This is a genomic window from Providencia sp. PROV189 (genome assembly GCF_028480065.1).
Taxonomy (GTDB): domain Bacteria; phylum Pseudomonadota; class Gammaproteobacteria; order Enterobacterales; family Enterobacteriaceae; genus Providencia; species Providencia stuartii.
Map to the genome: position 1 here is coordinate 1 of NZ_JAMPOG010000050.1, position 24,572 is coordinate 24,572.

The window sequence follows — 24,572 nt, forward strand, 5'->3', positions numbered from 1 at the left end:
AGGTACGCCACATTGATATGAGTGACCCTAAAAATGTAGCTCAAGCGATCAGCAAAAAGACGAAAATGATTTTTTTTGAATCCCCAGCTAATCCTGATATGCGCTTGGTGGATATACAAGCGGTAACGAATATTGCTAAGGAGCATAATATTATTGTCGTTGTTGATAACACCTATTGTACTCCTTATCTACAAAAGCCAATCACATTAGGCGTTGATATTGTGATCCATTCATTAACCAAGTATATGAGTGGTCATGGTGATGTTATTGCAGGCGCAGCCATAACAACAAAGGAAATAGCGAAGCAGATCCGGCTAGTTGGGTTAAAAGATATGACGGGAGCGTGTTTATCACCTCATGATGCGAGTTTGATTATGCGAGGAATGAAAACGCTCTCTGTTCGTATGGAGCGTATTGTGAAGAGCGCTCAACAGATAGTACAATATCTCTCTTCTCATCCTAAAATTGCATTTGTCATTTATCCAGGCTTGCCGAGCTTTAAACAATATGAGCTAGCCAAAAAACAAATGAAATTACCTGGCGGCATGATTGCCTGTGAAATTAAAGGCGGTATGGAATCAGGTAAACGCTTTTTAAATCGTTTAACGCTATTTTCACGAGCAGTGAGCTTGGGGGATTGTGAATCCTTAGCACAACACCCTGCAAGTATGACACATTCAACTTATACACCAGAAGAACGACAATATTATGGGATAAGTGATGGATTACTGAGATTATCGATTGGACTAGAGGATGTAAATGATTTGATTGCCGACCTTGAGCAGGCTCTTGAATTAGAAAGTTAATGATAAAACGCCCCATCAATGATGGGGCGTTATGTTGTGTTTTGCAGATAGGATTATTTTAATTATTTTTTTGGTAATTGCGCATTATAAAGTAGGCAACAGTAAGTATCACAACCCAAACACAACCGACGATTAAAGCCACTCGTGTGTTTTCAAAGAACCCAAGTAATGCGATAACAAATACCATAAAGGCAATCGTCACCATAGGGCCGACCGGCCAAAATGGTACAGGGAACTTGAGCTGTTTAACCTCTTCTTGGCTCATTTTACGGCGCATAGCAACCTGCGAAAGCAAGATCATTAACCATACCCAAACAGTGGCAAACGTTGCAATTGAAGCAATAATCACGAAAATTCGCTCAGGTAAAAGGTAATTTAAGTATACGCCAAGCAGCATAACGGCTGACATCACCAAGACGGTTACCCATGGCACACCATTGCGTGTCAACTTAGTGAAAGCGCTAGGTGCTTGTTTATCTTGAGCCATGCCGTACATCATTCGACCAGCGCCAAAAATATCACTGTTAATGGCCGAAATGGCGGCGGTGATAACAACGATGTTTAGAATGTTTGCGGCAGAAGAAATATTCAGACTAGAAAAAATTTGCACGAATGGGCTACCGTTTTGCCCAATTTGGTTCCATGGATAGATACACATTAAGATAAAGAGTGTTAAACCATAGAATAGCAAGATCCTAATAGGCACGGCATTAATTGCTTTAGGGATGGTTTTCTCTGGGTTTTGAGCTTCGCTTGCGGTGATACCAATCACTTCAATCCCACCAAATGCAAACATAACAATGGCGAGAGAGGCAATAACGCCAGTAATGCCATGCGGCATAAAACCACCATGTTCCCATAGGTTTTGCAAGCCGACAGCGTGGTCTGTCTCTTTACCAAAACCGTAGAACATTAAGAAGGCACCACCGATAATCATGGCAATAATCGCGGTCACTTTGACTATCGATAACCAGAATTCAAGCTCACCAAATATTTTAACGTGACATAAATTCAACGCACCGATAAATAAAACGATGCTGAGTACCCATACCCATTGATCAACATGAGGGAACCAAAAGCCCATATACATCCCGAAGGCGGTGATATCTGCAAGGCAGACAACCAGCATTTCGAAAACATAGTTCCATCCGGTTAGAAAGCCTGCTAATGGCCCCATATAGTGGCTGGCATAGTGAGAAAATGACCCTGGAACTGGGTTATGAACCGCCATTTCACCTAAAGCACGCATAACCATAAAAACGGCAGCGCCCCCTATCATATAAGCGATGAGCACTGCGGGGCCGGCTGCTTGTATGGCTGAAGCGGAGCCATAAAAGAGGCCTGTACCAATCGCTGACCCTAAGGCCATAAAGCGAATGTGCCTGACACTCAGTCCCTTTCTGAGTTGATTTTTTTTACTACTTTGCATTTTTGTCCTGTCTTTAATTACCGAATATCGTTTCGGTTTTTTTAATCAGATGTGCTTTATCAAATCCAAGCTGTTTACATTACCATAAAGTGGGTTAACCGCGGATAGATATCTGCGATATAATACGTATTAAGATGACAATGCCAGAGAGTGCGATGAATTACCCAATCAATGAAATTTTTCAAACATTACAAGGTGAAGGTGTGTTCACCGGTGTTCCTGCTGTTTTTATTCGCTTGCAAGGCTGCCCAGTGGGTTGCAGTTGGTGCGACACCAAACATACTTGGGAGAAAGAAGAGAGCAAAGCAACAACACTTGGTGATATTGCACTAAAAACCGTTGATACAGATACATGGGCGCTGGCGGATAGTCATGAATTAATCAACCTCATGAAAAAACAAGGGTATACAGCTAAACATATTGTTATCACAGGGGGAGAGCCGTGTATTTACGATCTGCTTCCTTTAACGTGTGAGTTAGAAAATCAAGGCTATCAGTGCCAAATTGAAACGAGTGGCACTTATCCTATTCAATGCTCAGATAAAACATGGGTAACGGTATCACCAAAAGTGGGGATGAAAGGGGGATTACAGGTGCTTACGGAATCAATTAACCGAGCAAATGAAATCAAGCACCCTGTTGCGCGTGAAAAAGACATTGAAGAGTTGGATAAATTGTTGGCAAAACGAACCGAAAAACATGCGCCAGTTGTTGCATTACAGCCTATTAGCCAAAAAAGCTTAGCAACCAAGTTATGTATCGATACGTGTATTGCGCGAAATTGGCGTCTTTCTATTCAAACCCATAAATATCTTAATATCGCCTGATGTGCCGCGTTGAACACGGCATACCAGAAAGTGTCTATTCGCCGCGGTAAATACAGCCAGCATTACAGGTTTCTTTCACTGTCACGGCACTGAGTAATGGTAAGAGGGGTTTGGTTTTATGCCAAATCCAGCTCGCCAGCACCTCGCTGGTTGGATTTTCGAGGCCTTCAATATCATTTAAGTAATAATGGTCGAGTTGATCTAAGATTGGCTTAAATGCTTTTTTGACATCACCAAAATCGATAAGCCATCCACTTTTTTCCTCGACTTCGCCTGTCAGCTCTAATCTTACCATGAAAGAATGGCCATGGAGGCGACCGCATTTATGACCTTCAGGTACATAGGGAAGTTTGTGTGCCGCTTCAAAATGAAAATCTTTATAGATGCTTGTTCTCATAACTAACTCCTTATAAATCGAAATGCAGCGTATTCTACTGTAATTTGTACTCCGAGCATCTTATTTTGTCGAATTATCACTAACCATTTTTATGAGTATGATTCACTAACTATTTTCATTAGGCTTTTTAGCTATTAGTTATGGCGATCGTTTCTTATCCCGTTACGAAAGGGTGTTATAACCTGACAAACTATCGGGGTAGTAATTTATGATGAGCAACTCTGGGGTTATAAGATAATGACAAAAAAACAGTCTCCAATTTCGGCATTGCCAATATCTATGGAGCAACTTACACGCTTACAGACAGCCGTGGATGATTTTTCATCTCACCAATTAGCTTGGTTGTCTGGATATTTGTGGGGAATGGTAAACCAAAATACAGTGACTAGTACACCTGTGAATGCACCCGTGCCACAGGACGAAACGATTACAATCATTTCTGCTTCACAAACTGGCAACGCGCGCCGTTTATCTGAACAACTTAGAGAAAAGTTGCTCAGCGAAAAGCTCAATGTGAATTTAGTGAATGCAGGAGATTATAAATTTAAGCAGATAGCGCAAGAAAAAATATTGGTGATAGTTGCATCAACACAAGGAGAAGGCGAGCCTGCTGAGGAGGCGGTTGCATTATATAAATACTTGCACTCCAAAAAGGCTCCAAGCCTGAATGAAACGGCATACGCTGTTTTCGCATTAGGCGACTCTTCCTATGAGAAATTCTGTCAAGCAGGTAAAGATTTTGATACGCAGCTGGCTCAATTAGGCGCCAAGCCATTACTTGCACGTATCGATGCCGATGTAGAGTATCAAGCAATTGCAGATGCATGGATTGAGGAACTGAGCCAATTACTTAAAGCGCGAGTGCCAACGCAAAGTACTCATCAACTTGTTGCGGCTCAGGTAGGGAGCGTAGATGAAATTCATTCATCACCTTACACTAAGACGTCGCCACTTACCGCATCCTTATCGGTCAATCAGAAGATCACAGGGCGCGGATCACTAAAAGATGTTCGCCATATTGAGATTGATTTGGGGGATTCAGGGTTACGCTATCAGCCTGGTGATGCGCTTGGGGTGTGGTTTGATAATGATCCTGCTCTTGTTGAGGAGCTTATCGGTTTATTATGGTTAACCGGTGATGAAAAGGTTCAAGTGGCTGAACAATCATACACACTACGCGATGCACTGACTCACCATTTAGAGTTGACACAAAACACCCCTCTTATTGTTGAAAAATATGCCAACTTGTCAAAAGACGAGACTTTATTGGGGTTAATAAGTGATAAGCAGGCACTTTTGCACTATGCACAAAATACTCCCATTGTTGATATGGTGAGACAAGCAGCCGCTCAGCCTACCGCTCAAGAGTTTGTTGAGCTTCTTCGACCATTGACCCCACGGTTGTATTCAATCGCATCTTCACAGGCGGAAACAGAAGATGAGGTGCATATTACTGTCGGCGTTGTACGTTATGACATTGATGGTCGTGCTCGTACAGGTGGTGCTTCTGGCTTTTTGGCTGATCGCCTAAAAGAAGGTGATGAACTGCGTATTTTTATTGAACACAATGATAATTTCCGTCTTCCAGCCGACAGTACAAAACCTGTCATCATGATAGGCCCCGGTACTGGCATCGCACCGTTCCGTGCATTTATGCAGCAACGCGATAATGAGGAAGCGACCGGTAAGAACTGGTTGTTTTTTGGTAATCCACATTTTGTTGAAGATTTTCTCTACCAAGTGGAATGGCAACGCTATGTCAAAGAAGGTTTGTTGACCAATATTTCATTGGCCTGGTCCCGAGATCAAGCACAAAAAGTGTATGTGCAAGATAAGTTGCGTGAACAAGGTGAGGAAGTTTGGCACTGGATTGAAGAAGGGGCACATATCTATGTCTGCGGTGATGCGAATCACATGGCTCGGGATGTGGAGCAGGCGTTGCTGGAGATTATCAGTCAATACGGAAACATGGATAGCGAATCGGCAGATGAATTTTTAAGTGAGCTGCGCGTGGAGCGCCGTTATCAGAGGGATGTCTACTAATGAGTGATAAAAAATACGGGCCTTTGGTCGTAGAAGGCAAACTGGCTGATAGTGAACGGATGAAAAACGAGAGTAATTATCTACGTGGAACTATCAAAGAAGATCTCAAAAATGGATTAAGTGGCGGATTTGAAGGGGATAATTTCCTACTAATTCGTTTCCATGGGATGTATCAACAAGATGATCGTGATATCCGAGCGGAGCGCGCTGAACAAAAATTAGAACCCCGCCATGCGATGATGCTTCGTTGCCGGTTGCCCGGAGGCATCATTACGCCTAAACAGTGGTTAGATATCGATAGATTCGCATCAGAACATACGCTGTATGGCAGCGTGCGTATCACTAACCGACAAACCTTCCAGTTCCACGGTATTTTAAAGGGAGATGTGAAGCCTGCACACCAAATGTTACATCATGTGGGGCTTGACGCATTAGCGACGGCAAACGATGTGAACCGTAATGTGCTTTGTACCTCTAACCCCGTTCAATCTGAGCTACATCAACAAGCTTATGAATGGGCGAAAAAAATATCGGAACATTTACTGCCACGTACAAATGCTTATGCAGAAATTTGGCTTGATAAAGAAAAGGTGGCAACAACGGATGAAGAGCCAATATTAGGGAAAACCTATTTGCCTCGTAAATTCAAAACATCGGTAGTGATACCGCCATTAAATGATGTCGATTTACACGCCAATGACATGAACTTTGTAGCGATTGCTCAAGATGGGGAGTTAATTGGCTTTAACGTGTTAGTGGGCGGTGGTCTTGCGATGACTCACGGTGACACGGCGACTTACCCTCGATTAGCCAGTGAGTTTGGGTTTATTTATTTGAAAGATACGCTGGCGATTGCAGAAGCTATCGTGACAACTCAACGTGATTGGGGGAATCGGACAGAACGTAAAAATGCTAAAACAAAATACACGCTGGAACGTGTTGGTGTTGAAACATTTAAACAAGAAGTTGAAAGACGCTCTGGGGTGACCTTCGAGCCAGTTCGGCATTATGCGTTTACTCAACGTGGTGATCAAATTGGTTGGTTAAAAGGGATAGACGATCGTTGGCATCTCACGTTATTTATTGAAAATGGTCGTTTAATCGATTTGCCTAATAAACCACTAAAAACAGGTGTTGCAGAAATAGCTAAAATTCATCAGGGAGACTTTCGCTTAACGGCGAATCAAAACCTGATAGTTGCGGGAGTGCCTGAATCGGAAAAAGAGCGTATTGAAGCGATTGCACGTGAACATGGCTTGATCAGTGATGAGGTGACATTGCAGCGTGAGAACTCAATGGCTTGTGTTTCTTTCCCTACCTGCCCATTAGCAATGGCGGAAGCAGAGCGCTTCTTACCTGAATTTGTCAGTGAAGTAGAAAAAATCATGTCGTCACACGGTATCGGTAACGAGCATATTGTATTACGTGTGACAGGTTGCCCAAATGGCTGTGGTCGAGCTATGCTGGCGGAAGTTGGATTGGTAGGTAAAGCGATTGACCGATATAACTTACATTTAGGTGGTAATAGTATCGGTACTCGAATTCCGCGCATGTATCGAGAAAATATTAGTTCGGCGGAAATTTTAGCTATCTTAGACAATTTGATTGGTCGTTGGGCAAAAGAGCGGGAAGATCAGGAAGGTTTTGGCGACTACTTAATTCGCGCTAATGTAGTGAAACCAGTACTGAATTCAGCTATCGATTTTTATGAAGTGAAGGAGGCGGTATGAGTCAACTCAAACTTGCCGAAGTACTTAAATTAGATAAAGTGCAACAAGCTGAATATTTATCAGCATTGAATGTGCAATTGGAAAAATTGAGTGCTATTGAGCGAATCGAGTGGGCATTAGATAATTTGCCCGCTAAATTTGTATTGTCATCCAGTTTTGGCATACAAGCGGCGCTCATGCTACATATGGTGACACAAGTGATGCCCGATATTCCTGTTATTTTAACGGATACTGGGTATCTTTTTCCTGAGACTTACATCTTCATTGAAGAGTTAAAAGATGAACTCCATTTGAATTTGCAAGTTTATCGCTCCCCATTATCTCCAGCGTGGCAGGAAGCTATTTATGGCAAATTATGGGAACAAGGAACTGAGGGGATAGATCTATACAATCAAATTAATAAGGTTGAACCGATGAATCGAGCTTTGCGGGAGTTAAAAGCGCAAAGTTGGTTCTCGGGGCTGCGTAGAGAGCAATCGAAGAGTCGTGCCACGCTGCCCGTACTGAGTATCGGTAAAGGGGTATTTAAAATATTACCAGTGGTTGATTGGAATAATCGCCAAGTACATGAATATCTGACCAAATATGATTTGCCTTATCACCCTCTTTGGGAGCAAGGGTATTTATCTGTTGGTGATACACATACCACTCGTAAATGGGAGCCTGGTATGAGTGAAGAAGAGACCCGCTTTTTCGGTCTTAAACGCGAATGTGGGCTTCATGAAGGGTAAGTTACTGCAAATAGCTTGAGTGGCTGACCTGATAAATCAGCCACTCAATGTTTAATTCAATTTTTAGAATAAGTATTTAAATCTGACTCTGGAGCCATAACGATCTTTATCGCTATTTTTCACTTCGATATCTTTTCCATCAATTACAGAGTAGTAAGCGCCGATATAAATTTTAAAATTATCCATATCAAGTATGTTTGGTAACTCATATGAAGTATATAAAGTGTGAATATCATATTTTCCTGGACCAAAAATAACTTCATTATCGATGTCACTATCATAATTTAATGCGTAGGACTTGATATCATTATGAGCGTAAATATAACCCAGCTGCAAGCGGCGCCATAAAATATTGGCACCAGTAGTAAAATCTGTTTCATTGCTAGCATCTAAATAAGCCGTACTCCAGTTTACGTCGATACCATTTGTTGGATCATCTTTTAAGCTATTCCAACCTAGAGTTAAACCATATCCATTACGCTTAGATTGGTTTTTAAACTCACCTGTATTTTTATCTTCATAACCATAAGCATTTTTAATAACATTACTTTCAATGGCGGCGGCTACTTTAAAGTTGTCTTTATTCCAAGCGATCACAGGTCGAACATAGATAACATTTTTCTTATTGATTTGTTTTCGCCCATGGTATTCGCCATCGGTAAAGATACTGGTGCCATCTTCGATTAATAGATTTGTTTCAAAATACCAATTATCGTATTTAGTATTAAACATCATGCTGCCGCCACTATTGCTTCTTCCTCGGCCCTCTTTCATCATATAGATATAGCCAAAGCCATCACTATAGGTATCATTCGCGGTATTACCTGAATACTCAATAAAGGTATCTTGATTTAATGGGAACATATCGTAGGCTTCATAGCGGCCTAATTTTATTTGCCAACTCTCTTTTTTACCAAAGTAGAATTTGGCATCATCTAAACCAATTTGTCCATTAATATTAGCGAGTGGTTGAACGGAAAAGCCTGCATAGTTGTTATTCTTTAAAGAACGCTCACCATCAAGTCCAATTAGAATACGGCCATTAATTCCCCATTTATCATAATCACCAAAATCTTTATCTTTTCCTGCCTGAGTATTTACTGAGGTCAGTTGCCCTTTTTTACTAGCAATATCAGTATTAAATTCGACATCACCGTAAAGTTTAAGCTTGCCATATTGGCTATTGGTTTCGATTAAATGTGGGGCTTCAGTATGATTTGTCGTAGCTGTTGTATTATTGATTGGCTGATTAATAACTTGACGATTTTGTAATGCTTTTTCTAAATTAGCTGCTTTTTGTTCAGCAAGTTCTGCTCTTTTCTCAGCAGCAAGTGTTCTTTGCTCTAAAAGCGCTAAACGTTGCTCTATTGATAGAGAACTTGTATTAGCTTCGGTTATAACAGGCATAGCTAATCCTAAGCTAACAGCAGTAGCTAATAGTTTAGTTTTCATTCTTTATTCCTTGTTTATATCTGGATGGAAAACAGAGTTTCCATCCGATAATTTATTATTTGATTAGTGTATGTATGTCTATTTCAGTTAATGAGTGCACTTCACGATCAGCTTCAGGCAGTGGGCCTTCAGCGATAATACCAATAGCATAAATCCTCGCTTTTTTAAGGGCTTGTATTCCTGCCATTGAATCTTCAAAACCAACACAATACTGAGCAGGCACATCAATGAGCTGCGCTGCTTTTAAAAAGATTTCAGGATCGGGTTTACCTTGTTTTAATGACTTAGGATCAACAATAGATTGAAAATAGTGCTCTATAGCCAATTTTTTCAATATAGTTGGCGCATTTTGGGATGCAGAGGCAATAACACAAGGTATATTGTATTGGTTAGCCTGCTTAATTAAATTTAATACGCCGGGTAAAATATCTTTTGGGCTAATGTTATCAAGTAACTTCAGATAATATTCATTTTTCCTTTCAGAGAGCATATTTTTCTCTTCAATAGAAAATGAATTTTGCTTATTACCATGGCGTAAAATTTTATCTAATGACTCTACACGGCTGATTCCTTTTAAGGATTGGTTGAATTGTTCATCAATTTCAATCCCGATTTCGCTAGCCAGCTTTTTCCAAGCTAAATAATGGTAACCGGCGGTATCAACAATAACACCATCAAGATCAAATATGAGTCCTTTAACCATTAGCGTTACCCTCATTAGAATTTAAGGAAAAAGGTGTATTAGGAACAAGGCTATAGAGGTGGTTATTGATTGATATTGTGCATGCTTTATCACTCATCACCGTAATATTGTTATGAGTTACCCTGATGTGGAACAAAACACATTGGTGTCTTAATTTAAAACTCAGCCCTTGCCACTGTTTAGGTAAAGAAGGCACGATATTAAGAATATCTTGTCGAATATCGACACCAGCGTAAGCCATGATCGTAGTATTTAAAGTCGCTGCCATCACTCCGGTATGTATGCCTTCAGCCGTCGTTCCACCTTGGATATCGTTGTAATCTGAGTACAAGGCATCCTGATAGAGTTGCCACGATAGGTCATGGAGCTGTATTTGTTCGGCTAAATAAGCATGAACAATGCGCGATAAGGTTGAGCCATGAGAGGTGCGTTCAAGGTAATAATGTAGATTTTTCTCCGCAAAGCTTTCAGATAATGAGTAGCCCAGAGATTCAATTAAAGATTTCACAGTTGTTTTATCTAAGTTATTAAACAACATGAGTGTGTCGGCTTGTTTAGCGACTTTGAAATCATCTGCTGATTTATTTTCTTTACGTAGGATCCGATCCATTCGGTAAATATTGCCATACTTCTGGCGATAGCTTTCCCAGTCGAGATCATCTAACGCAAAGTAGCCTGCAAATTGTTCAATAACGTCATCTTGATTTAGCGTGACAGCGAGCTGCGTTTTAATTTGGCAGAGCTTGTCGAGCGTATTTGCAGAAAAACCAAATTCAGATAATTTGTCAGTAAAACGTTTATCGCGATACAGCGTTGTCATCTCATTGAAAAGCCACGCCACCATTAAATTGGTATAGGCATTATCTTTTAGGCCGCCTTCTTGAGCATCGGCATATTTTTCATGAAATTCATCGGGGCCCATGACGCCACTGATATGAAAACGTTGGTCTTGCTCATCCCACTGACATAGGCTAAGCCAAAATAACGTGATGTCATTGAGCAGCTCTAAGCCATACTCTTCCATAAATGGGTTATCAAGGGTATTACGCCAATATAGCCACACGTTGTAAGCGATGGCTAATGAAACATGGCGTTGGCGACAACTGTGGTCAGGATCCCACTGACCAGATAATGGATTTAAATGCAGAACTTGAGTTTGCTCTGTACCATCGTGACCTGACTGCCATGGGAACATAGCGCCTTGGAAACCGGCGGCCTTCGCTGCGAGTCGGGCAGCTTCTAATCGGCGATAACGATAGAGTAAAAGTTGGCGAGCGGTATCAGGGAAATGCATGATATAAAATGGGAAAATGAAAATTTCATCCCAAAAAATATGCCCTCGATAAGCTTCTCCGTGTAGCCCTCGTGCGGTGACGGAAACATCAAGTTTATTTTTTTCGTTACTAAACGGTGACGCTGATGAAAGTAAATGGTAGGTATGTAGACGTAATAATTTTTGCGTCATTAAATCCCCTGATACTGCAATATCAGCTTCATCCCATAAAGTTTGCCATGCTTGTTTTGTTTCTGCTAACTGGGTTTGCCAAGCGGGAAGTTCCCATTTCGTAACATCTTGCCAATTATCGGGGTAAGCCGTAGATGTGGTTAGCGCGACACTTTTTTCAACAGTATAGGGGGTATTTTTCTGAGCATTGAATGTGATACTTTGCTCAACAACTGAGTCAGAAAAATGGCAAATAATGTCTTGTGGTGAAAAGAAATCACCACAAAGAGAGGATGCTAAGCCAATCCCTATTTTTGATTGATGAGTTTGAGCTAACAGATAAGCATTTTGTTGCTTTGCACCACCTTCTAACACACTGTAATGGTTTTGATTTAGGCTACGATATCGTTCTACTCCTGCATTACAAGTGTTCCCTTCTAAGCGAGTGAGAAGGGTCATTTCGCCAGAAAAATTTAACGGAATAAATTGGTAATGTAGGCAGTAATGAGACATATTTGCCATATTGGCAAACTTGAAACAGCGAATATTCAGTTGTTTCCCGTCTGTTGTTTCAATAAGCCAGTCAGAAGATAGGACACCGGTTTTAAAATCTAAATGGCGGGTTAGAGCAAGTGTGGTTACATTATTTGGATGAATGTAGTCGCCATCTCCGATTTTAAGCGAAATAAACTGACCATTCGGTGCATTAACAAAGTCTTCGTTGACCACTTGGTGATCGTTGACTTGAGAGGTTGCTTGATTATATAGGCCTGCAATATAAGTTGCAGGGTAATAATCATGACTCGCTGTCATCTCCGGTAATGTACCGCGCAGGCCAATATACCCATTTGCCACCGTTAATAGTGACTCTTGGCAATACTCATCTTTCCCTGATGTTAAACCGGAATACTCAATTGACCAAGTAAGTTCTTTTTCCCGATGAATGAATTTCCTCTCTAAGCTGTCCTGTTGATTTACTTCCCTGATATTTTCAATAATAAATGGCTTATTAAGAGATTCTGTAAATAAATTTGCGACATCAATAGTTTTATTATCTTGTGTTTTTATCACATAAGATTTTTTTCCATCGTCATCGACTGGCCATTGTATAACGCCACCGTCAATCAATTGAAAGTCGCTATTTATTTTCTTAGCGATATTTAACCAGTCATGATAAGTACTATTTACGGTGTCAAAGGTGTAATCATATTTATTATTATTGTACTCAACAGACACGCTGATATCTGTAAAAACAATGTATAAGTAATTCATAATAAACCTTAAATTTGATGATATATTAATTAGCTTGTAGCGTGCCTTTTCTTTCTTTATAGCGATAGGCGATAACGGTTAATGCAATGGGAACGACAACGGCGACGACCATAGCGAACAGGTAAACTAACCAATAAGTTGGTTGTATCGATAAAATGCCAGGTAAACCACCCACGCCAATACCATTAGATAGAACATGGTTTAAACCACAAATCAGTCCTGCGAGTGAAGCACCAACCATCGCACATAGCATAGGGAAGCCATATTTTAGGTTAACACCATACATAGCCGGCTCTGTTACACCTAAATAGGCTGAAATAGCGGCTGGGATAGTAATTTCATGTTCATTTGCTTTACGGCTAACAATAATGATACCGACAACCGCTGAAGCTTGGGCAATATTTGATAATGCGATAATAGGCCAAATAGGGGTGCCGCCGTAACTTTGAGTCATCTGTAAGTCGATCGCTAAGGTTGTGTGATGTAACCCTGTGATCACCATTGGCGAGTAGAAAAAACCGAAGATAGCTGAGCCAATAGGCGCAAAGTCACCTAGCATTAATAGCTTGATGACTTCGGCAATACCATTGCCAATGCTTCTGCCAATAGGGCCTAAAATAACGTGTGCGACGAAGACTGAGATAATCAATGTGACGATTGGAACAATAACCAATTTTAAATAATCGGGAATGTAACGGCGTAAACGGGTCTCAAACCAGCCGAGGAATAAACCTGCTAAGATAGAAGGGATGACTTGCGCCTGATAACCGACTTTCTCAATTGTAAACAGCCCAAAGTTCCAAACATCAGGAATTTGTGAGCCTAAATTATAGGCATTCATTAGCTGAGGAGAAACTAAAGTGATCCCTAATACTAAACCTAGGGCTGGGGTACCCCCCATCTTTTTAGTTGCAGACCAGCAGATGCTAACAGGTAAAAAGTGGAATATTGCTTCGCAAGGTAACCATAGGAAATCATAAATAGGCTTTAACCAAGGATAAAAATAGGTTAAAGGTTTATTATCCGATACAGGCATCTCACCAATAACGTTACGCAAACCTAAAAGTAAACCACCACAAATTAAAATAGGTAATAGTGGTACGAATATTTCTGCCAAATTTGCGATAAGCCTTTGCCAAAAACTCATATTTTTTTTGGCGTCAGACTTTACTTCATCTTTACTTTTTGTTTCTAACTCAAGATGCTTTGAAAGAATTTGATAATAGTGGTCAACATCGACACCAATAATAACTTGGAACTGTCCGGCATTATTAAAACATCCCTTAACAAAAGGGATTTGTTTTATTTTATCTATTTCTGCGATATTAGGGTCATTAAGAACAAAGCGCAGCCTTGTTAAGCAGTGAGAAACACTAATAATATTATTTTTACCGCCAATCAGTGCAATAAGCTCTTCAATGGCCTTTAAATCTTTGGCACTAGGCATATTTATTTTCTCATCGTAGTTATGTTTTTTTTAATATATATCCTTATTTGCATTATTTGAACGGGAACGTTCCCATAACTAGACGATGATCACAAGTAATAATAATTATTTTCTTAAGTTATTAATTTAATTTATCACTGGAGATAATGATTTTTTGTGGCGGAACATCTTCTTTTGCCATTTTAATCAATATATTAGCAGCCTCTTTCCCACTCTCTCTAAAGCCTAAACGGTAGAATTTGGTTTGAGGAAATAAAAAGGCCAATAAATCATTTCGCCCAATACAGGCCACATCGATATGATTCATGTTTTGTTCGGATAAGTATTTTTGTACACCAAATGCTAATGAGTCTGTTGCGCACAGTATGGCTTGTGGTGATGTGGTTAAGATCTCTTTAGCAAGCATATAGCCACTTTGGTAATTAAGTTCACCTAATTGTGCGTGAGGGATTAAACCTTGCTGCTGACAATAGTGTAGATAAGATTGGTAACGAAGTAGGCCCGTTGTTTCATCGTGAACATTGATCCCGATATAACTTATTTGTTGGTAATTTTTTTGTTTATGAAAATAGTGCATAAGGTTTTTAACCGCACTTTCATCATCGTGACAAATAGAGACAAAACCTTCTAATGGTCGCGCAATAACAACCATTTTTTGTTTCCAATTGGAGAGCTTATTGATATCAATGCCTGAAAAAGCAAAAAAGACAATCCCATCAACCTTTTGGCGAGCAAGCATTTTTAAATGTTCCTCAACTTTTTCCGGTTTAAATTGACTCTCTAAAATAATAGGGTCGATATTATTTTGATAGAAAATAGGTAGCATGGAACTGACTGCTTGGTTTTCAGCGTAAGAATCTAAACGCGTCATGATGATGCCGAAAGAGCGGTTTGAATAGCCTCGCATTGCACGGGCAGATTTTGAGGGAGTAAATTGGTATTTTTCAATTATTTGATTAACTTTTTGCCGAGTCTCTTCATTAACCATTGGGTCTTGATTAATCACCCTTGAAACTGTTGATTTACCTACGCCACATAGCTTTGCAATATCATTAATGGTGAGTTTCTTTTTATCCGTTTTTATCATAATGTTTTGTCTTAATTAGCTAAATACTTATAAAGGCTTAGTCATTTATATTTATTTTCTATTTATGTGCTTAGTCTAACTCATTTTTTTCAAGGCATCTGTAGAAAAGAAGCGATCAATACTTATCTTAGTCGTGAAATCGCGTTTTGCTTTGATGCCATTATGAGTATTTCTTCTTCATAACTCATTAGGCTGACTTATTCCTTTGCGTTACATCTAATGAATTTTTGGCATTTCATAACCCAACTTGCACGCCATATAGTCAATTTAAATGGTTGTCATAAAAAAGTGATATAACACCGGAAGAGCAAGATGGAATATTTACCGTTATTTGTGGATCTTCGATCCCGCAAAGCTGTGCTAGTTGGCGGCGGCGATGTTGCAGCACGCAAAGCAGAGCTATTGCTTAAAGCTAATGCCGCGCTTGTCGTCATTTCTCCGACATTAAACCCACTCTTACAGCGCCTTTATGAGCAAAATGCATTTGAGTGGATTAAAGGTGAGTATCACTCTGCACATATTGAGAAGGCATATTTGGTGATCGCTGCAACTGATAATCCCTCATTGAATGAGAAAGTTTTTCATGATGCGGAGTCTCAACACACCTTTGTAAATGTGGTTGATGAAAAGCCGCTATGCTCTTTCATTGTGCCTTCAATCATCGATAGAGACCCTGTCGTTGTTGCTATTTCATCGGGGGGAACGGCTCCCGTACTTGCTCGTTTATTACGCGAAAAACTGGAAGGGATGCTACCACATTCACTAGGCCAGATGGCTGAGATAGCAGGGCGCTGGCGCGAAAAGGTGAAAGAGTCTATTACCAGCATGCGTGAGCGCAAACGCTTTTGGGAAAAAAGCTTTAATGGTCACTTTGCCTCATTGGTTGAAAAAGGCCAACTTTCACAAGCAGAGCAGCAGTTAGAGAAACAACTGTATGAGCAAGATACTAGCGGGGAGCTGACCCTTGTTGGCGCAGGCCCCGGAGACGCAGGGCTATTAACATTAAAAGGTCTGCAAGTTTTGCAAAATGCAGATGTTGTTTTATACGACAACCTTGTTAGTGAGGAAGTGCTTGATTTAGCACGGCGTGATGCAGACAAAATTTGTGTTGGAAAGCGAGCTCATCGTCATTCAGTTCCCCAAGAAGAGACCAATTCGTTAATTGTCAAACTAGCGAAACAGGGGAAAAAAGTCGTACGTTTAAAAGGTGGTGACCCCTTTATTTTTGGTCGAGGTGGCGAGGAGCTTGAAGTGGCTGCCGCCGCAGGTATTCCTTTTCAAGTGGTTCCCGGTATTACAGCAGCGATTGGTGCGACAGCGTATGCGGGGATCCCTTTGACGCACCGTGAACATTCTCAAAGTGTCACGTTTATCACAGGGCACTGTAAGAATGATGGGAATGAATTAGATTGGCCAGCTTTGGCTAGAGGTCATCAAACCTTAGCCATTTATATGGGAACGGTAAAGGCGGATAGCATTAGTAAACAATTGATTTATTTTGGGCGCTCCCCAGAAACCCCTGTGGCAGTCATCGGTTGTGGTACACGCAGTAACCAGCAAGTGCTTAGTGGTCAGTTGCATGAATTAGAAGCACTTGCGCAAAAAGCGCCTTCGCCTGCTTTATTAGTGATTGGTGAAGTCGTCGCATTACATCAACAGTTAGCTTGGTTTGGTCATCAAGTCGTGGAAAACAGATGGCGTTCAGCCGTGCTGGAATTGGCTTAATAGAAGGAGGCCATCATGAATGAAAAACGATTGACCCATTTGCAGCAGTTGGAAGCTGAAAGTATTCATATTTTACGTGAAGTGGCTGCTGAATTTGCAAATCCAGTGATGCTTTATTCAATAGGCAAAGATTCATCCGTTATGTTGCATTTAGCGCGTAAGGCTTTTTATCCAGGTAAATTGCCATTTCCATTATTACATGTGGATACAGGGTGGAAATTTCGTGAAATGTATGAATTTCGTGATAAAACGGCGAAAAACTATGGTTTCGAACTCCTAGTTTACCGGAATCCAGAAGGGGAGGCGCTTGGTATCAATCCCTTTATACATGGTAGCGCAAAGCATACAGACATTATGAAAACGGAAGGTTTAAAACAAGCGCTGGATAAATATGGTTTCGATGCAGCATTTGGGGGGGCAAGGCGTGATGAAGAAAAATCACGCGCAAAAGAGAGAATATACTCTTTCAGAGACCGTTCACACCGTTGGGATCCTAAAAACCAACGCCCTGAATTATGGCATAACTATAATGGGCAAATTAATAAAGGCGAGAGCATTCGCGTCTTCCCACTATCCAACTGGACAGAACTGGATATTTGGCAGTATATCTACTTAGAAAATATCGATATTGTGCCTCTCTATTTTGCAAAAGAGCGCCCTGTATTAGAGCGGGATGGCACACTATTGATGGTAGATGATGACCGTATAGATTTAAAAGCGGGTGAAGTGATTGCGAAGCGAAAAGTGCGTTTTCGGACGCTAGGGTGCTGGCCATTAACGGGGGCTGTTGAATCACAGGCAGAGACCTTACCTGAAATTATCGAAGAGATGCTGATATCCACGACGAGTGAACGTCAAGGTCGGTTAATCGATGGTGACCAAGCTGCATCAATGGAGCAAAAGAAGCGTCAAGGGTATTTTTAAGGGGAAACGTTATGGCAGATTTAGCATACAACGAAATTATTGCGGAACAAATTAAGCAACAAGGTGGAGTTGAAGGCTACTTATTAGCACAGCAACACAAAGGGCTATTACGCTTTCTAACCTGTGGCAATGTTGATGATGGTAAAAGTACCCTGATTGGTCGCTTATTACATGACACTCGACAAATTTATGAAGATCAACTTTCTGTGTTGCAAAATGACAGTAAGCGTATAGGCACACAAGGAGAAAAATTAGATTTAGCATTGCTGGTGGATGGCCTTGCTGCGGAGCGTGAACAAGGTATTACGATTGATGTCGCTTACCGCTATTTTTCGACCCAAAAGCGCAAATTTATTATTGCGGATACGCCGGGCCATGAACAATATACGCGTAACATGGCGACAGGCGCCTCAACTTGCTCACTGTCTATTTTGTTGATCGATGCTCGAAAAGGAGTTCAAGAGCAAACTCGACGTCACAGCTTTATTAGTACACTGCTGGGTATCCGTCACTTAATTGTAGCAGTTAATAAGATGGATTTAGTGGATTACAGTGAAGCTGTATTCGAAAAAATTAAGCAAGACTACCAAAAATTTGCTACCGAATTACCTGTTGATCTGAATGTTTGGTTTGTACCGATTTCTGCTCTTGATGGCGATAATATTGTTAACAAAAGCCAAAATATTCCATGGTATCAAGGTGAAACACTACTACACATTTTAGAAAATGTTCAAGTCCAGCAAAAAGCCTCAGAGCAGGCATTACGCTTCCCGATCCAATATGTGAATCGGCCAAACTTGGACTTTAGAGGCTATAGTGGAACCTTATCTTCAGGGATTGTGAGTATCGGTCAATCTGTTAAAGCATTACCATCGGGTCAAGTCTCTAAAGTTAAAGATATCATTACATTCGATGGTGCTTTGCAGTTTGCTGTTCCGGGGGAAGCAATCACATTAGTGTTAGAAGATGAGATTGATATTAGCCGTGGAGATTTAATTGTTGCAGAAAACGATACGTTGCAGAGCACTCATCATGCCTTGATTGATGTGGTTTGGATGTCGGAGCAGCCACTTGTTCAAGGGCAACAGTTGGATATCAAAATCGCGGGCAAAAGAAGTCGCGCCAAAGTTGAAAATATTCACTATCAAGTCGATGTTAATAACTTAACACAAAAGGTCGCTACTGAACTGCCGCTTAATGGTATTGGGCTGGTGGAGTTCTCTTTTGATGAGCCACTATTATTAGATAACTATCAACACAATGCTGATACAGGTGGCATGATCCTAATTGATAGGCTCACGAATGTTACTGCGGGAGCCGGCTTAGTACGTGAGGTTACCGGACAGTTTATTGAGCAAAAAGATAACTTTAGCGAGTTTGAAATTGAACTCAATAAATTGATTCGACGCCATTTCCCTCATTGGGGAGCGCGTGATTTACTCGGTGGAAAATAAACATGATGGCGCTAACGGATAATCATATTGTTTGGCACGATCATCCCGTCACTCGGCAAGCTAGAGAAGTGGCAAATGGGCATAAAGGCGCGGTATTGTGGTTTACAGGGTTATCAGGATCAGGTAAATCGACATTAGCGGGAGCGACTGAGCAAGCTTTAGCCGCGATGGGAATAAAAACCTATCTGCTTGATGGTGATAATGTACGTCATGGTTTATGTGGTGATTTAGGGTTTAGCGAGGCGGATAGACAAGAAAATATCCGCCGGATTGGTGAAGTAGCTAAATTGATGGTCGATGCTGGCCTAATCGTCGCAACGGCTTTTATATCGCCTTATCAGGCAGATAGAGCGCGTGTTCGTGACCTATTTGAAGAAAATCAATTTTTTGAGCTTTACGTAGCAACCCCCGTAGAAGTGTGTGAACAGCGCGATCCTAAAGGGCTTTATAAACAGGCCAGAGCAGGAAAAATTAAACAGTTTACGGGGATCGATTCTCCTTACCAAGAGCCGCTAAAACCCGAGTTACGGCTTGATGGTTTACAGCCTATCAACGACTCGGTGACAAGGATTATTCATCTGTTAACTCATCAACAAGTGATTAAGATTTAAACTATTCTTCATGAGATGATGTTACTGGATAGACGCGATTTTCAGTAACATCTCTTCACGTTCATCTGTCATTTCCCCTTAGCTTTCCTGAACATAAGACCCACTTGGGTTAGTCTTGGTCTTCTATAGTGGCGTTACATAAGTGCAAAATATTTTGCATGAAGGCTCGTGTTTTCGTTGGTGAATTTTACTCAGTTAGGTAATAGTTTGATGATAGGCATAGAGATAAGATTTGATTCTGGATGAGAAATTAAACAAAGGACATATTGTTAACATTAATTTGAGTAAAATTTAGCCATTTAACCGGTAATTTTTACTTACTTTTATGACATTACTTTCTTCATAGTAGCGTCATGAGCTCAGTTATGGGATGATTAGCTAATCATTTCAGGGGGCAAAATGGGCAAATTAACGCTTCTATTAATCGCCGTATTGGCTTGGACACAATATTCTCTATGGTTAGGGAAAAATGGCATTCACGATTACGTCCGAGTCAAAGACGATGTTGCGGCGCAAGAAATTATCAATTCTCGCTTAAAAGTGCGTAATGAGCAGCTATTTGCTGAAATTAATGACTTGAACGATGGTCAAGATGCTATTGAAGAGCGTGCCCGTACAGAGCTTGGAATGATCAAACCTGGTGAATCATTTTATAGAATGGTAAAAGAGAGTAATAACCAAAAAGAATCTAAAAATTAATAAGTTATAAACTCTTTTATAATCTGTTATATCTATCGGTCATTAATTTCAATGTAAGATCCAACATAATGAATAACTCAATAATTGGGGTAGATTCGCAAGTGGTTGCGATAATTCCCGCGGCAGGTATTGGTAGTCGTATGAAGGCCGATTGCCCAAAACAGTACTTGCAGGTTGCAGGGAAAACTATCATTGAGCATACAATTAATGCATTGCTATTGAATCCTCATGTTGCCAGTGTTGTTATCGCGTTGAGTCCTGATGACGACTATTTTGCTAAGCTTGATATTGCGCAAGATTCACGCGTGACGACAGTTGAAGGTGGCAAAGAGCGAGCAGATTCGGTATTAGCAGGGTTAGACTTTTTAGCCCAAGACGGCAATATGCATAATAAGTGGGTATTAGTGCACGATGCGGCACGCCCCTGTTTGCATCAAGACGATTTAAATAAAATTATTCAATTATCAACAAAAAATTGTTGTGGAGGGATCTTGGCAGCTCCGGTCAGGGATACCATGAAACGGAGCCGAAAAGCTTCTGATCTCATCGATCATACAGTGGAGCGGGAAGCCTTATGGCATGCATTGACCCCACAATTTTTCCCTTTGTTGTTATTGCGAGATTGCTTAAGTAAAGCTTTGAAAGAGAATGCGGTTATCACAGATGAAGCCTCTGCACTTGAATATTGCGGCTATCAACCTGTATTAGTTTCAGGACGTTCTGATAACCTGAAAGTGACTCGACCAGAAGATCTGGCACTGGCGGAATTTTATCTTTCTAGAATGAAATAAAAGGAATAAATAATGAGAATTGGGCACGGTTTTGATGTGCATAAGTTCGGCGGTGATGGTCCTATCATTATTGGTGGTGTCCGTATCCCTTATGAACACGGTTTATTGGCACACTCTGACGGTGATGTGGTATTACACGCAGTAACAGATGCTATTTTAGGTGCAGCAGCACTTGGTGATATTGGTAAGCTCTTCCCTGATACCGACCCTGCATACAAAGGTGCAGATAGCCGCATATTGCTAAAAAAAGCTTACTGCCATGTTCGAGAAAAAGGCTACAGCATTGGAAATATTGATGTCACTATTATGGCTCAAGCACCAAAAATGTTGCCACATATCCCGCAAATGCGCGTCAATATTGCTGAAGATCTTGAATGTCACATGGATGATATTAATGTCAAAGCAACAACAACCGAGCAATTGGGGTTTGTTGGGCGTAAAGAGGGCATTGCATGTGCGGCGGTAGTGCTGTTAGTGAAAGATAATGGTAATGAAACTCATGAATGTACAGTACCTGCATGGTAAACCTCTCTCAACAGGTAAGCTAAAAAGTCAGCCAGAAGATTTTATTGTCAAAGAAGATCTTGGCTTCGAACTGGACGGCGAAGGCGAACACGTTATGGTTCGCGTTGAAAAAACAGGTTGCAACACATTATTTGTGGCTGAACAGTTAGCTAAATTTGCAAAAATTTCAGCTCGTTCAGTGAGCTATGCGGGTTTAAAAGACCGTAATGCAGTGACTGAACAGTGGTTTTGTTTACAAATGCCAGGTAAAGAAACGCCTGATTTTTCATTATGGCAGCTTGATGGTTGTAGAGTCATCGCGACAACGAGACAAAAACGCAAGTTACGTATTGGAACATTGAAAGGCAACCAGTTTGAATTGACGATCCGGGATATTTCAGTACCTGAGGATGTTGAGGCTCGTTTACAGAAAGTTGCAGAACAAGGCATTCCGAATTATTTTGGGGAACAAAGGTTTGGCCGTGATGGGCAAAACTTAACCCAAGCATTACGTTGGGCGAACCAAGAAATTACGGTTCGTGAACGTAATAAGCGTAGTTTCTATTTATCTGCCGCACGTAGTGCTATGTTTAACCATGTTGCAAGTGAACGGATTGAAAACCAAACCATAAACCAAGTATTACTTGGTGATGCGCTACAACTAACAGGGCGTGGAAGTTGGTTTGTTGCAACGGCAGAAGAGTTGCCTACCTTGCAAGCGCGTGTTGCTTCTGGCGAATTGAGTATCACTGCGCCTTTGCCCGGTGATGGCGAATTAGGTACGCAAGAGGATGCACTAGTTTTTGAAACCAACAGCTTAGAAAGCTATCACTCTTTGATGACACTGATGAAAAACGAACGCGTCTCATCGACACGAAGAGCGATGATTGTGAAACCGCAAAATTTTCAATGGCAATGGATTGACCAGACTACATTAAAACTCAATTTTTTCCTTAATTCAGGAAGCTTTGCAACAAGCGTGGTGCGAGAAATCATTAATCAGGATAGTGCCGATGTTAAAGATATTATTGAGTAACGACGATGGTGTGACTGCACCGGGGATCCAGACATTGGCGGCCGCTTTACGTCAATATTATCAGGTGCAAGTGATTGCGCCTGATCGCAACCGTAGTGGGGCATCGAACGCATTAACGTTAGATAGGCCTTTAAGGATCCAAACTCTTGCTAATGGTGACTTTTCTGTACAAGAAGGTACGCCAACAGATTGTGTTTACATTGGTGTGAATAAAGTCGTTAGGCCGCGACCGGATATTGTTGTGTCAGGAATTAACTGTGGGCCTAATTTAGGTGATGATGTGATCTATTCAGGGACAGTTGCTGCGGCGATGGAAGGGAGGCACTTAGGGTTACCTTCAATTGCGGTATCATTGGATGGAGATACCCATTTTGAAACTGCTGCAAAAATAACCTGTGATATTCTCGCGTTATTACATAAAAACCCTTTACGGGCAGGTAACATACTAAACATTAACGTTCCTGATATCCCTTATGAGGATGTTAAAGGGCTCAAAGTCACTCGCTGTGGTAGCCGTCATGCTGCTTCAGAAGTCTACAACCTTGAAGATCCTAAAGGTAATATGTTGTATTGGCTAGGGCCTGTAGGGGAGATCCGTGATGCTGGGCCGGGTACTGATTTTGAAGCCGTATCACAAGGTTATGTTTCAATTACCCCATTACAAGTTGACTTAACAGCGTATAAAGCACATTCATTAGTTGAAGAGTGGTTAGAAAAATCGGGAGTGAAAGTAAAATGAGAACAGGCCTCATGAAAGAACTTTTGGCACAACTACGCCAACAGGGAATTCACGATGAGCGTCTGTTAGATGCTTTGTCACAGGTTCCTCGTGAACGCTTTGTTGACGAAGCCCTATCGCATAAGGCTTATGATAATATTCCATTACCTATCGGTTATGGGCAAACTATCTCTCAACCTTATATTGTTGCAAAAATGACTGCATTACTGGCGATTAAGCCAGAAGATCATGTATTAGAAATCGGTACAGGGTCAGGTTATCAAACCGCTGTTTTAGCGCACCTTGCAAAACATGTTTTTTCTGTTGAAAGGGTAAAAAGTTTGCAATGGACGGCAAAACGTCGTTTTAAGCAGCTTGATTTACATAATATCTCCACTCGTCATGGTGATGGCTGGGAAGGCTGGCAATCTAAAGGGCCTTTTGATGCAATTATCGTGACGGCGGCACCCAGTGAAATTCCGCCTCGGTTACTACAGCAATTAAAAGAAGGCGGGCGCTTGGTTCTGCCTGTGGGGGATAAAGATCAAGCGCTGAAGCTAATTACGCGCCGAGGGAATGATTATCATGCTAATGTGGTCGAAAAAGTACGTTTTGTTCCGCTAGTAGCGGGTGACTTAGCGTAATTTTTGCTTATAGTCATATTTGGTAAAATAGGGCACTTTAACAGCTTAAAGTTAAGAATGTTGTATTTTCCATTAAGTCATAATCTCAAATTGTTATA

22 protein-coding genes are annotated in these 24,572 nt (G+C 41.0%); 15 read left to right on the forward strand and 7 right to left on the reverse strand.

Annotation, left to right across the window (positions count from 1 at the left end; all coding sequences use genetic code 11):
* Positions 1-806, forward strand: an 806-nt coding sequence (locus tag PR833_RS19145; protein ID WP_272526433.1) for an aminotransferase class I/II-fold pyridoxal phosphate-dependent enzyme, incomplete at its 5' end; no start/stop codon positions are given.
* A 58-nt stretch (positions 807-864) separates the two neighbouring features.
* Here PR833_RS19145 and PR833_RS19150 read toward each other — a convergent pair.
* Entirely contained in the window at positions 865-2,235 is a 1,371-nt protein-coding gene (locus tag PR833_RS19150) for an amino acid permease (RefSeq protein WP_004922947.1), read from the reverse strand.
* Between the two features lie 155 nt (positions 2,236-2,390).
* On the opposite strand from PR833_RS19150, the gene queE reads away from it, so the two are divergent.
* Positions 2,391-3,062 (forward strand): 7-carboxy-7-deazaguanine synthase QueE, encoded by a 672-nt coding sequence (gene queE / locus PR833_RS19155; RefSeq protein WP_014656642.1) that lies wholly within the window; start codon positions 2,391-2,393, stop codon positions 3,060-3,062.
* Positions 3,063-3,096: 34 nt separating this feature from the next.
* Here the strand turns inward: queE and queD are convergent, their stop codons facing one another.
* Entirely contained in the window at positions 3,097-3,459 is a 363-nt protein-coding gene (gene queD / locus PR833_RS19160) for a 6-carboxytetrahydropterin synthase QueD (protein ID WP_014656641.1), read from the reverse strand.
* A gap of 237 nt (positions 3,460-3,696) precedes the next feature.
* Here queD and cysJ point away from each other — a divergent pair, with 237 nt between their 5' ends.
* The 3 genes from cysJ to PR833_RS19175 are packed head-to-tail and all read left to right on the forward strand — an operon-like array spanning position 3,697 to position 7,963.
* Positions 3,697-5,502 (forward strand): NADPH-dependent assimilatory sulfite reductase flavoprotein subunit, encoded by a 1,806-nt coding sequence (cysJ, locus tag PR833_RS19165; protein ID WP_272526434.1) that lies wholly within the window; start codon positions 3,697-3,699, stop codon positions 5,500-5,502.
* On the forward strand, positions 5,502-7,232 hold the full coding sequence (gene cysI, locus PR833_RS19170; protein WP_272526435.1) for an assimilatory sulfite reductase (NADPH) hemoprotein subunit: 1,731 nt from the start codon (positions 5,502-5,504) through the stop codon (positions 7,230-7,232). Before cysJ ends, cysI begins: the two co-directional genes overlap by 1 nt.
* Positions 7,229-7,963 carry a phosphoadenylyl-sulfate reductase gene (locus PR833_RS19175; RefSeq protein WP_014656638.1) on the forward strand — a complete coding sequence of 245 codons (735 nt, stop codon included), beginning with the start codon at positions 7,229-7,231 and terminating at the stop codon, positions 7,961-7,963. The genes cysI and PR833_RS19175 overlap by 4 nt, the downstream gene beginning before the upstream one ends.
* Positions 7,964-8,026: 63 nt before the next feature.
* Here the strand turns inward: PR833_RS19175 and PR833_RS19180 are convergent, their stop codons facing one another.
* The 5 genes from PR833_RS19180 to treR form a co-directional block, all read right to left on the reverse strand.
* Positions 8,027-9,415, reverse strand: coding sequence for a carbohydrate porin (locus tag PR833_RS19180; RefSeq protein ID WP_004922935.1), 1,389 nt, complete (start codon positions 9,413-9,415; stop codon positions 8,027-8,029).
* A gap of 55 nt (positions 9,416-9,470) precedes the next feature.
* On the reverse strand, positions 9,471-10,118 hold the full coding sequence (gene pgmB / locus PR833_RS19185; protein ID WP_272526436.1) for a beta-phosphoglucomutase: 648 nt from the start codon (positions 10,116-10,118) through the stop codon (positions 9,471-9,473).
* The gene (locus tag PR833_RS19190) at positions 10,111-12,834 is read right to left on the reverse strand and encodes a glycoside hydrolase family 65 protein (protein ID WP_272526437.1); all 2,724 of its coding nucleotides are present in this window, start codon (positions 12,832-12,834) and stop codon (positions 10,111-10,113) included. The genes pgmB and PR833_RS19190 overlap by 8 nt, the downstream gene beginning before the upstream one ends.
* 25 nt (positions 12,835-12,859) lie before the next feature.
* On the reverse strand, positions 12,860-14,281 hold the full coding sequence (gene treB, locus PR833_RS19195; RefSeq protein ID WP_004922928.1) for a PTS trehalose transporter subunit IIBC: 1,422 nt from the start codon (positions 14,279-14,281) through the stop codon (positions 12,860-12,862).
* A gap of 121 nt (positions 14,282-14,402) precedes the next feature.
* A complete protein-coding gene (treR, locus tag PR833_RS19200; protein ID WP_121874827.1) occupies positions 14,403-15,368 on the reverse strand; it encodes a trehalose operon repressor TreR in 966 nt (321 codons plus the stop codon).
* Positions 15,369-15,680: 312 nt separating this feature from the next.
* Here treR and cysG point away from each other — a divergent pair, with 312 nt between their 5' ends.
* The 10 genes from cysG to PR833_RS19250 all read left to right on the forward strand — a co-directional run bounded on the left by cysG (position 15,681) and on the right by PR833_RS19250 (position 24,474).
* Positions 15,681-17,093 (forward strand): siroheme synthase CysG, encoded by a 1,413-nt coding sequence (gene cysG, locus PR833_RS19205; RefSeq protein WP_004922925.1) that lies wholly within the window; start codon positions 15,681-15,683, stop codon positions 17,091-17,093.
* A gap of 15 nt (positions 17,094-17,108) precedes the next feature.
* Positions 17,109-18,017: a sulfate adenylyltransferase subunit CysD gene (gene cysD, locus PR833_RS19210; protein ID WP_272526438.1), complete on the forward strand. Its 909-nt coding sequence runs from the start codon at positions 17,109-17,111 to the stop codon at positions 18,015-18,017.
* A gap of 11 nt (positions 18,018-18,028) precedes the next feature.
* Positions 18,029-19,471 carry a sulfate adenylyltransferase subunit CysN gene (gene cysN, locus PR833_RS19215; protein ID WP_040132390.1) on the forward strand — a complete coding sequence of 481 codons (1,443 nt, stop codon included), beginning with the start codon at positions 18,029-18,031 and terminating at the stop codon, positions 19,469-19,471.
* Positions 19,472-19,476: 5 nt separating this feature from the next.
* Positions 19,477-20,082, forward strand: coding sequence for an adenylyl-sulfate kinase (cysC, locus tag PR833_RS19220; protein ID WP_036943996.1), 606 nt, complete (start codon positions 19,477-19,479; stop codon positions 20,080-20,082).
* A gap of 399 nt (positions 20,083-20,481) precedes the next feature.
* Positions 20,482-20,781: a cell division protein FtsB gene (gene ftsB, locus PR833_RS19225; RefSeq protein ID WP_004922916.1), complete on the forward strand. Its 300-nt coding sequence runs from the start codon at positions 20,482-20,484 to the stop codon at positions 20,779-20,781.
* 68 nt (positions 20,782-20,849) lie between these two features.
* Entirely contained in the window at positions 20,850-21,572 is a 723-nt protein-coding gene (gene ispD, locus PR833_RS19230) for a 2-C-methyl-D-erythritol 4-phosphate cytidylyltransferase (protein WP_014656631.1), read from the forward strand.
* Between the two features lie 12 nt (positions 21,573-21,584).
* Complete coding sequence (ispF, locus tag PR833_RS19235) at positions 21,585-22,097, forward strand: 2-C-methyl-D-erythritol 2,4-cyclodiphosphate synthase (RefSeq protein WP_004922911.1); 513 nt, start codon at positions 21,585-21,587, stop codon at positions 22,095-22,097.
* On the forward strand, positions 22,063-23,112 hold the full coding sequence (gene truD / locus PR833_RS19240; RefSeq protein WP_014656630.1) for a tRNA pseudouridine(13) synthase TruD: 1,050 nt from the start codon (positions 22,063-22,065) through the stop codon (positions 23,110-23,112). The genes ispF and truD overlap by 35 nt, the downstream gene beginning before the upstream one ends.
* Complete coding sequence (surE, locus tag PR833_RS19245; RefSeq protein ID WP_150375897.1) at positions 23,090-23,851, forward strand: 5'/3'-nucleotidase SurE; 762 nt, start codon at positions 23,090-23,092, stop codon at positions 23,849-23,851. Before truD ends, surE begins: the two co-directional genes overlap by 23 nt.
* Positions 23,848-24,474: a protein-L-isoaspartate(D-aspartate) O-methyltransferase gene (locus PR833_RS19250; protein WP_004922905.1), complete on the forward strand. Its 627-nt coding sequence runs from the start codon at positions 23,848-23,850 to the stop codon at positions 24,472-24,474. The genes surE and PR833_RS19250 overlap by 4 nt, the downstream gene beginning before the upstream one ends.
* Positions 24,475-24,572: the final 98 nt, after the last annotated feature.

Excerpts from the sequence above, each read along its gene's own strand:
- PR833_RS19150 (WP_004922947.1), bottom strand. The coding sequence starts at position 2,235 with ATGCAAAGTAGTAAAAAAAATCAACTCAGAAAGGGACTGAGTGTCAGG.
- queE (WP_014656642.1), top strand. The coding sequence starts at position 2,391 with ATGAATTACCCAATCAATGAAATTTTTCAAACATTACAAGGTGAAGGT.
- queD (WP_014656641.1), bottom strand. The coding sequence starts at position 3,459 with ATGAGAACAAGCATCTATAAAGATTTTCATTTTGAAGCGGCACACAAA.
- cysJ (WP_272526434.1), top strand. The coding sequence starts at position 3,697 with ATGACAAAAAAACAGTCTCCAATTTCGGCATTGCCAATATCTATGGAG.
- cysI (WP_272526435.1), top strand. The coding sequence starts at position 5,502 with ATGAGTGATAAAAAATACGGGCCTTTGGTCGTAGAAGGCAAACTGGCT.
- PR833_RS19175 (WP_014656638.1), top strand. The coding sequence starts at position 7,229 with ATGAGTCAACTCAAACTTGCCGAAGTACTTAAATTAGATAAAGTGCAA.
- PR833_RS19180 (WP_004922935.1), bottom strand. The coding sequence starts at position 9,415 with ATGAAAACTAAACTATTAGCTACTGCTGTTAGCTTAGGATTAGCTATG.
- pgmB (WP_272526436.1), bottom strand. The coding sequence starts at position 10,118 with ATGGTTAAAGGACTCATATTTGATCTTGATGGTGTTATTGTTGATACC.
- PR833_RS19190 (WP_272526437.1), bottom strand. The coding sequence starts at position 12,834 with ATGAATTACTTATACATTGTTTTTACAGATATCAGCGTGTCTGTTGAG.
- treB (WP_004922928.1), bottom strand. The coding sequence starts at position 14,281 with ATGCCTAGTGCCAAAGATTTAAAGGCCATTGAAGAGCTTATTGCACTG.
- treR (WP_121874827.1), bottom strand. The coding sequence starts at position 15,368 with ATGATAAAAACGGATAAAAAGAAACTCACCATTAATGATATTGCAAAG.
- cysG (WP_004922925.1), top strand. The coding sequence starts at position 15,681 with ATGGAATATTTACCGTTATTTGTGGATCTTCGATCCCGCAAAGCTGTG.
- cysD (WP_272526438.1), top strand. The coding sequence starts at position 17,109 with ATGAATGAAAAACGATTGACCCATTTGCAGCAGTTGGAAGCTGAAAGT.
- cysN (WP_040132390.1), top strand. The coding sequence starts at position 18,029 with ATGGCAGATTTAGCATACAACGAAATTATTGCGGAACAAATTAAGCAA.
- cysC (WP_036943996.1), top strand. The coding sequence starts at position 19,477 with ATGGCGCTAACGGATAATCATATTGTTTGGCACGATCATCCCGTCACT.
- ftsB (WP_004922916.1), top strand. The coding sequence starts at position 20,482 with ATGGGCAAATTAACGCTTCTATTAATCGCCGTATTGGCTTGGACACAA.
- ispD (WP_014656631.1), top strand. The coding sequence starts at position 20,850 with ATGAATAACTCAATAATTGGGGTAGATTCGCAAGTGGTTGCGATAATT.
- ispF (WP_004922911.1), top strand. The coding sequence starts at position 21,585 with ATGAGAATTGGGCACGGTTTTGATGTGCATAAGTTCGGCGGTGATGGT.
- truD (WP_014656630.1), top strand. The coding sequence starts at position 22,063 with ATGAAACTCATGAATGTACAGTACCTGCATGGTAAACCTCTCTCAACA.
- surE (WP_150375897.1), top strand. The coding sequence starts at position 23,090 with ATGTTAAAGATATTATTGAGTAACGACGATGGTGTGACTGCACCGGGG.
- PR833_RS19250 (WP_004922905.1), top strand. The coding sequence starts at position 23,848 with ATGAGAACAGGCCTCATGAAAGAACTTTTGGCACAACTACGCCAACAG.